This window comes from Cupriavidus taiwanensis, from assembly GCF_900250075.1.
In the GTDB taxonomy this organism is placed as follows: Bacteria; Pseudomonadota; Gammaproteobacteria; order Burkholderiales; family Burkholderiaceae; genus Cupriavidus; species Cupriavidus taiwanensis_C.
Map to the genome: position 1 here is coordinate 22,087 of NZ_LT977072.1, position 8,623 is coordinate 30,709.

General features: G+C 53.0%; 7 protein-coding genes. 2 read left to right on the forward strand and 5 right to left on the reverse strand.

The window, feature by feature from the left end; translation table 11 throughout:
- Positions 1–75 precede the first annotated feature (75 nt).
- The 5 genes from CBM2588_RS28885 to nodB form a co-directional block, all read right to left on the reverse strand.
- Positions 76–801, reverse strand: a complete 726-nt coding sequence (locus tag CBM2588_RS28885) for a sulfotransferase (RefSeq protein WP_115683797.1) — start codon at positions 799–801, stop codon at positions 76–78.
- A 103-nt stretch (positions 802–904) separates the two neighbouring features.
- Positions 905–1,693, reverse strand: coding sequence for an ABC transporter permease (locus CBM2588_RS28890; protein WP_115683798.1), 789 nt, complete (start codon positions 1,691–1,693; stop codon positions 905–907).
- Positions 1,694–1,696: 3 nt separating this feature from the next.
- Positions 1,697–2,611: a nodulation factor ABC transporter ATP-binding protein NodI gene (gene nodI, locus CBM2588_RS28895; protein ID WP_115683799.1), complete on the reverse strand. Its 915-nt coding sequence runs from the start codon at positions 2,609–2,611 to the stop codon at positions 1,697–1,699.
- 65 nt (positions 2,612–2,676) lie between these two features.
- Entirely contained in the window at positions 2,677–4,029 is a 1,353-nt protein-coding gene (gene nodC, locus CBM2588_RS28900; protein ID WP_115683800.1) for a chitooligosaccharide synthase NodC, read from the reverse strand.
- Positions 4,030–4,441: 412 nt separating this feature from the next.
- Entirely contained in the window at positions 4,442–5,152 is a 711-nt protein-coding gene (nodB, locus tag CBM2588_RS28905) for a chitooligosaccharide deacetylase NodB (RefSeq protein WP_115683802.1), read from the reverse strand.
- Between the two features lie 173 nt (positions 5,153–5,325).
- Between nodB and CBM2588_RS28910 the strand changes: the two genes are divergently transcribed.
- Positions 5,326–6,258, forward strand: coding sequence for a LysR family transcriptional regulator (locus tag CBM2588_RS28910; protein ID WP_115683803.1), 933 nt, complete (start codon positions 5,326–5,328; stop codon positions 6,256–6,258).
- 462 nt (positions 6,259–6,720) lie between these two features.
- Positions 6,721–8,367 carry a nif-specific transcriptional activator NifA gene (nifA, locus tag CBM2588_RS28915; RefSeq protein WP_115684019.1) on the forward strand — a complete coding sequence of 549 codons (1,647 nt, stop codon included), beginning with the start codon at positions 6,721–6,723 and terminating at the stop codon, positions 8,365–8,367.
- The last annotated feature ends 256 nt before the right edge of the window (positions 8,368–8,623 follow it).

An 8,623-nucleotide genomic window follows, 5' to 3' on the forward strand; every position in this document is an offset into this window, starting at 1 on the left:
AATGTCACCTGGCGACCAATTAACTAAGTTGAGGCACAAAAATATACGCATGCTCGTGCGATCGTTTGAGCCATTCTAGGCTTCGAAATAGCTTGTATGCGGCCCCCCGCTGAAATGGCGCTTTAGGTCAACGAAGTTGGATACCGTCTCTTGCAGAGGTCGCATTTCCTGACGCCGAAGGGCCGTGCGTACTGAGCATGCGTGCGGCGATGTTCCTAGGAAGGACCAAATCGCGTCGAGGCATGGGGCTGGATCGCGCAGCAAATCCTCATAGTCGATCGTCATCATCCGATCTCGCTGAAAGGAGTTCGCGACGAGAGTGTGGAAGTCGTCAGCGATCCTGAAGTAGGCTTCGCATTCATCGATGGTCAACGTTACGGTGGGTGGGGCGGCCAAGGAGTGGCACGTACCGTACTGTAGCCATTGACCGCTTGTCCTTGCCTGAACGAGGGATCGCAGCGACTCCAAAGAATTTCTGCGAACAAATATCGCGCGAAGATGTGGCCAACCGATCAAGTTTTCAAAGAATCCCGGCCGCTCGCGGAACTGGGGTTGGTTGATCTTGCAGCCAACGTGCGTGAGCGCCGTCTTTCCAGAGCGGGTGGGGTAATGTTGATAGGCTAGCTCAAGAAGGTCCCTATCGCTACGAAGGAGTCGGCTATTATCTGGCCAATTCATATCGTACGGATTGAGCAATTCGCCATTGCTCGACACATTAGGATGCAAATTCAGCAATTCTTCCAGATAATGCGTACCTGTTCTGGGCATCCCAAGGATTACGAATGGTGCGGCTGTTGGCATGGTTTCGTTAAGGAGTTTCACAGATATACATCAAGTGGTTAGCGGCGGTACGAAGATTTTACCTATATTCAAATTGAACCTGGTCAAAGTGTCGATGGGATCATCAAGACATCAGACGCCGGCGAACAAGGTCTGTCGATAGGAAGAAGGGCACTATTGCGTAAAGGCAAAGTACGGACACATGCAGACCGACACTCGCCGACGGGCGTCCAAGCATCGCGGGGCGGATGAGTTCGACGGAATGGGAAAGTGGAAGGGCTCTCGAAACAAGATGAAGGGCCCCTGGCAACTGCTCTACTGGGAAAATTACACCACTCAGGAAAAGCATCGGTGTGAGGACAAGCGTTTGGTAGAACACAAAGTAATCGTAACTCGGCGCAATCGCGACAAGGACCATAGCGAGGCTTGCAAAGGCGAACCCCGTTAAAACAATGACCGGTATTATTAAAATGATATTCGAGAAATCGGCATATCCCAACGTTGCGGAAACGGCAGCCACCGCGGTGCCTGCCAATAGGGCTTTGCTCGCCGCCCACGTCATTTCACCGAGGACGACGTCGCCAACCGTAAGCTTTGTGCACAGGACTGCTTCCCACATGCGCTGCGTGTGCATCCGAGAGAAGGCCGAATAGATTGTCTCGAAAGTTGCGGAAGTCATTGCACTCGCAGCAACCATACCGGCTGCCAGAAACGCCACATATGCAGATCCTTCAACGCGATCTATCAGTACCCCAACTCCGAAGCCAAGGCCGAACAGATACATCATTGGATCTGCAAGATTTCCAATTAGGGAAACGAGAGCAGCCTTCCGCCATGCTAAGAAATTTCTGCGCCATACCGTGCGCCAGTTCCAAGCGTTCGCGGGCAAAGTCATCATGAGTACATCACGCATTATTTATTCCCTGATCTCACGTCCGGTTAGCCGCAGGAATACGTCTTCCAGATTTGCGGGGCGTTGTAGGACGCGCAGGCCCGAAAGCTCGCGTAAAGATACCCGAATCTGTTCCAAATCGGAGGCGTAGCAGAACAGCGTCTCGCCGCTTATTTCGGTTCGGGGACCGTATGGCGCTAGTAATGAACGCAGCTCGTGTGGTTTGCCGCCATATACTTCTAGCACTTCGGTACCTATTTGTTTCTGGACCAGACTCTGCGGAGTTCCCTCAACGAGCTTGCGTCCGTCCTCTATTACGCAAAGCTGGTCGCACAACCGCTCCGCCTCTTCCATGAAGTGAGTAGTGAGAAGAATAGTCTTGCCCTTCGTTAGCAGCGAGCGCAATCGCTCCCAAATCAGGTGGCGCGCATGAGGATCCAAGCCGGTTGTAGGTTCGTCCATTACCAGAAGTTGCGGATCGTTGATCAGCGCGCGCGCGATAGTCAATGCCCTTTTCATGCCGCCTGATAGATCCGTGACGCGAGCATGGGATCTCGTTTCAAGATGTGCGAACTCAAGCAGAGATGGAATCGCCGCCTCGATCTCGGCTGTGGTCATGCCAAAGTAGCGCCCAAATACAATCAGGTTCTCGCGTACCGTAAATCCTGGTTCAAGATTGTCGAATTGCGGAACTACGCCGATGCGGGCGCGAGCTCGGCGTGCTCGTATTGGTACGGGCTCTCCCAGGACTGTGATCGTGCCGCCGTCAGGCATTGCCATTCCCAGAACCATTCGAGCAATCGTGCTTTTACCAGCGCCGTTTGGGCCCAACAAGCCAAAGCATTCGCCAGTTTTCACACAAAAAGATAGATCATTGACGACAGGCTTGCCGCCATATGACTTTCTAACGCCGGAGAACTCGATAGCTGCGGTGGACATGAAGCTCGAAATATAAGTGTGTTGTTGTCTTCTGAAGGAAGCTTGGATGGGTAATACCAGTTGTCCTACTCGGTATAAAATTCATTTCCGGATGTCACGCACGTAGGAGGCAAACATTTCTTACCAGAAATTTCAGAATGAGAGGTTGAATGAGTTTCGCCAGCTGCATATTTTTCCGAGGATTCCGATGATGGATAGACGGATTTCTCGTGCGAGCTGTTTAAGGCCTCGCCGCGCGATAGCCAATCGCTATTTCCTAGTGTGCACAATGCGTAGGCTTTCACCGGAAGTAGAAGGAAAACGTTAATCAGGGTATGCGCCGAGAATCCCAAAAACCTAAGCTGTCGAGCGCGAATAGCTGCTACGGTGGACCGAACCAACGTCATTGAGGCAATTGTTATGCACGCCGGCCAAGGAATTGTTGCCGTCATCACAAGCTGTGCAAGGCCACTGATGACTGAGATCGCTAGCAATAGCGAACCAACGTTCTGCGCAACGGTGTCCAGCGTAAGAAAGCCATTGAGGTGGGGCAGTAGACGTAGCGAGAGGAGCGTGTCACGGTATGTGCTGCGTGCCCACCGGAGCTGTTGCCGAAGATACGGTATGAGCTTATCTGGCACAACAGTAGCCGCGATAGCGCTAGGAACATACTCGGTTCGATAGCCTGCAGTCAGCATGAGAATCGTCAGATGGCGATCTTCACCAAAATCACTCTTCTTGCCCCGGAAGAACTGGGTCTCGTATTTATCAAGAAGAGGATGAAGCGCGGAGCGACGGTATATCGCACAAGGACCGCAGCAACACATAACGGCGCCAAATCTCCCCTGAGCCGCTCGCTCCTCGTTACACGCCAGCCAGTACTCCATGTCGATCAATCGAGTCAACCACGACTGCTTCCGATTACTGGCTGTCAACTGTCCCATGGCGGCACCAATCGATCTGTCCCGCATCTTGAGCACAAGGTTTTTTACGACATCATGGGCCAGCGTCGTATCTGAGTCGACGTTAAGTATGAGTTCTCCATACGAGGAACGTATTGCGGAGATCTGTGCTTTACGTTTACCCACATTCTTCGGAAGGAGAATGAAGTTAAACCTCGGATCTTCCTCATAGGACCGGTAGACCGCGCCCAACGCATCAAGGTTACTTGAGCCGTCATCAATTACATAAACATTCAATACTCCGGCATACTCCTGCTTTGCGATTGAAGTAAGACAAGCTCTGAGCGTGGCCGGGTCCTCGTTGAAGCAGGGCACGATAACGTCGACGTCTGGCCGCCATTCCGGATCAAGGACATTGGTCGGCACAGGAGTGCCCGGTGTTGGTCGACTATGCAGAACCTGTGCGCTCTTATAAATGGTGGATAGGAGTGCGTACAATAAGACAGAAGTCGTGTTAATTACGGCCGGAATATTCATCTATGTCGTTTTGTCAGGGGGGCGTTAAGAAATTTTCATATTACAAGACTACGCTGATCCGCAAAGAGAATCAGATGAAGATCCGAGACAAGTTATGGGCGCTACTTGAGCTAATATCGAAGGCGTTTGGTTGGAAGCACGCGACAGCCGATGTATCAATTTTGGAACTGAGGCGGCCAGTACAAGATATGAGGGATGCGAGCCGGCTGCTTGATTTGATGTTAGCGTTAGGGGCAATGCCTCCCTAATCGGGAAACGCGGGAACTTCGTTCAGTACTTTCTGTTTCTCGTGTCAGTAATTCCTGACGTACGCACCTCCGGCGAGATGAAATATTGATTAATGTTCCCTCGAAGACAACTCAGGGGTAGTAGAGGACCACATTCGTCTTGTGGCCTATGTGGATAACAGGTTCTAGGACGTCCGTACTGGATTGATCTGTGTGGGGAGTTTGGGCAGTGAGCTGATCACAAAGTTACGTTCCTTCAATGCCGAAATTAGCCGAGGAAGCGCCCTGACGGTTTGCTCTCGTGATGCTGTGTACGGGCGCGATGCCAACTCGTTCGGTGGACAGCCATCATGCAATAGCACGATTGACCCTGGCTCTACGGTCGCCAACACGGTATCGACAATCAAATCAACACCCGGGCGTGCCCAATCTTGAGGGTCTACTGACCAGTGAAGCGGTGTCAGACCCGCATTCTTTCCTTCGACGCATACTTCAGGAGTCCATACTCCATACGGCGCGCGCAAGAAGCGCACAGCTAGGCCAGGGGAAGCCTTGGTGATGATCGCGTTCGTATCGAGTATTTCGCGTCGCAACACATCGCGGTTGCATTGGGACAGATCGAGATGCGTCATCGTGTGGTTGGCAACTTCGTGTCCATCGGAGATCATTCGCCGAATTAGTTCCGGATGTTCCGCTGCGTATGCACCTAGAACGAAGAACGTGCCTGGGACATGAAATTGGCCCAATATGTCCAAGATCTTCGGTGTCCATATCGGATTCGGTCCGTCATCGAATGTAAGGAAAACCTTACGTTGTTTGACTTTGGCATCACGTTCTCGAATTTCTGACGGCCAAGACAAACGTTCCGATGTTTCGCTGTGCACCTTTTCAGCCATGATTCGTTACGTTACCTTGTGGTTGTCCGTTATGCCTTCGGTCTCAATGTGCGCTGTCCGCAATGCGACACGGGGATCCGCTAATTGGTAGCCGCCGCAACTTTGCGTCAGCGGCGCTAATTTGTACAATCGATTGTTTCGATCTCAATCATCGATGATGTGGATGGATCCATATGCGCTTCAAAGGCCTTGACCTCAACCTTCTCGTCGCACTTGACGCACTCATGACGCAGCGGAATTTAACCGCCGCGGCGCATAGCATCAACCTAAGCCAGCCCGCTATGAGCGCAGCTGTCGCGAGGCTGCGAGACTATTTCAGCGACAGTCTTTTTGTTATGCGTGGGCGGGAGTTCGTTCCGACTGCTCGAGCGATGGAACTCGCCGGTCCCGTCCGTGAAGCACTATCGCACGTCCAGCTCTCGATCATCTCGCGTGACGTATTCCAGCCATCTAAGTCGAAGCGACGTTTCAGAATTTGTCTTTCGGACTTCATGACCCTGGTCTACTTTAAGAAGGTCATGAAGCGCGTCGCATGCGAGGCGCCTTCCGTCAGCTTCGAGCTGCTCTTTCCCGACGATGAACCTGGCGAATTGCTCCGACGAGGCGATGTTGATTTCCTGATACTACCGGAGTTGTTGTTGAGTGATACACATCCCAAAACGCGCCTTTTTGAAGAAAAGCTTGTGTGCGTAGGTTGTCCGACAAATAAGCAGCTGTCCCGACGAATCGCTTTGGAAAAGTACATCTCGATGGGGCACGTGACTGTAAGGTTCGGACGATCACGCCGGCCCTCGATTGAGGAGTTTTTTCTCCTCGAGCTGGGATTCAAGAGACGTGAAGAGATTGTTGTTCCAACCTTTGACCTGATCCCACCGATGCTGTCCCGTACCGATCGCATCGCAACGCTGCCGCTACGACTAGCTCAGTATTTTGGCGAAGTGGTTCCTTTGAGGATTGTCGATGTACCGCTGCCACTTTCGTCGTTTACTGAGGCTATTCAATGGCCTGCGTTACATAACGGCGATCCAGCAAGCATTTGGATGCGCCAGGTGCTATTGGAGGAGGCAAAAAGTTTAGCTAGTGTTGACGCGAAGAAGTCTGACTGATAAACGATGTCCGGGCAGTCACAAGAGGCGCCAATTGCATTCACCGTCATAGGGGATTGAGATCCTTCAATCCAGCAGGGCACAAGTTTCAGAACTACGGTGCACCCGCAGATGAGCCTCTACCCATACTTCGCGAGCTTTCTATTCCTGTTGGTGTGCAACCCCTCATATGAGGCGTTAAGCATAGACGACCCCGATGCGGGAGCGGCGTCAAACGCAGGGATTGTGCTAAAGGCGCCGTTTTTTCAGTTAGTATCCTATGCGCGCACAGAGGGGCGTTGTTGTCCTCCGTGTCCCTCCGACATCGCCACTGCGATATTGTCCGTTTGTTGACATTGTAGATGTCCGCCCACTGGCGGCGTCGTTCGAACTTGCCATCGCGCGCAGCAAACTAATGTGTCGTTGTGGCCAAGTCGTGTTTGCTGACGGCGTTTGATGAGCTATCCCGGGGAGTTTAAATCCATGCCGCATTTCTATGCTAACGAGAGTGCTAACGATTTCGATTTGGTGTACGAGGTAGTGCAGACGCTAGTTTCGTCGCGGGATGCTGAGCAGACGTTGGACAGATCCTTACGGTATCTTTCATCTGCGCTAGGATGGCGCTCCGCCTTCATAGCCGTCGCGGAGCCAGGTGGATATCTAGCTGGATTTTGTTCCACGGGACTTTCGGAGGGCTGGCGCGAGCGCGTACGCTTTCTTCCCGATGAGGGGGTCGTGGGCCGCATTCATTCAAGTGATTCGCCTGTCATTGTCCCTGAGATTCACGAAGAACATCTTCTCGCGGACCGCTTCGGACCTGCTAATGAATTGGACGGTGATCATCTCGCTCTCCTGGGGACTCCTATCCGGCATGAGGGCCGTCCGCTCGGGGTGCTGGTCGCATTTTGTGAGAATCGAGACGGAACGCGCACCTTTGCTAACGATCTCCAACTTATGAAAGTTGTTGCAGCGCCGATGGGGCAAGCGCTGCTGCTTAATCGCGAGGCGATGAAAAAGGGCGGTAACACGGAACAGGTATGTAGACGTCGTCCACAGAAGGAGCATCACCCTTTGCGCAATATAGAAAACGCGGTAGGCGATTCCCCATCGATGCAGAGGGTGTTTGCGCAAGTTCATCAAGTCGCCCCGGCGAGGGCGACAGTACTCTTGCGCGGTGAAAGCGGAACGGGGAAGGAATTGATCGCACGCGCAATCTATAGCTTGTCTCGGCGTAATGATCAGCCATTCGTTTCGGTGAACTGCGCGGCGCTTTCAGAGACTCTCTTGGAGAGCGAACTGTTTGGCCATGAGAAGGGAGCGTTCACGGGGGCACAATCCCAACGGAAAGGTAGATTCGAACTAGCACACGGCGGCACACTATTTCTCGATGAAATTGGCGATATCTCGCCGTCATTCCAAGCGAAGTTATTGCGGGTTCTGCAAGAAAGGGAGTTTGAGCGCGTCGGGGGGGCCATGCCCGTAAGAGTTGATGTGAGGCTAATCGTCGCGACAAATCGCAACCTCGAACGTATGGTCAAAGAGGGTGAGTTCCGAGCAGATCTGTATTATCGCATTAACGTGGTAAGCATTCGTCTGCCACCGCTACGTGAGCGCCGCGACGATATTCCGGCTTTGGCGCAATACTTTTTAGATCGATTCAACCGTGACAATGGCAGATCGCTGCGCTTCACAGAGGGAGCATTGAGGGTGCTTTCGGGTTGCTACTGGGCCGGTAACGTGCGTGAGTTGGAGAACTGCGTTGAGAGGACCGCGACAATGGCACTCCACGATTCCATTGATCGGCTCTCATTCCTGTGTGAGATGGATAAGTGTCTAACCCAAGGATTGCATGACATCGAGCGAGAAGACGCCGTACGTCCGGGCCGATCGGTAAACGCTGCGGCGAGTGAGGAGGTCATTCCTGCCGTCTCCGTAGATGCAGGTCACGATAGCGCCAGATTTACCCTGCCCAGCAGGAACGATAGACCTCAAAGCGAGAGAGAGCGACTCATTTGGGCCATGGAGCGCTGTGGCTGGGTGCAGGCAAAAGCGGCCCGGCTCTTGGGTATTACGCCACGGCAGATTGGCTACGCGCTGCGTAAGCACGGGATCGAGCTTCGCCGTTTCTGATGGCAGCATATCGCTGGTGGGTGCTTCCCTACACCTATGGTGTGTGTCAAGATAGTTGTCGCGTCCGCCGTTATGCTGCTTTCCGGTGCTCGCTAGCTTCCTGCTCAGTTCGTTCGGGGTTCAAGAAGACCACTGGATCCAGCTTCCAATTGCGGATCCCTCGCGACCAGCGCTGCGGATGTCGGGCGCGAGCTGCCTGATATAGCATCGTGCGTCGCGCCAGTAGGGGCGGCGCTTCGCCGCTGTGCCGCTGGTG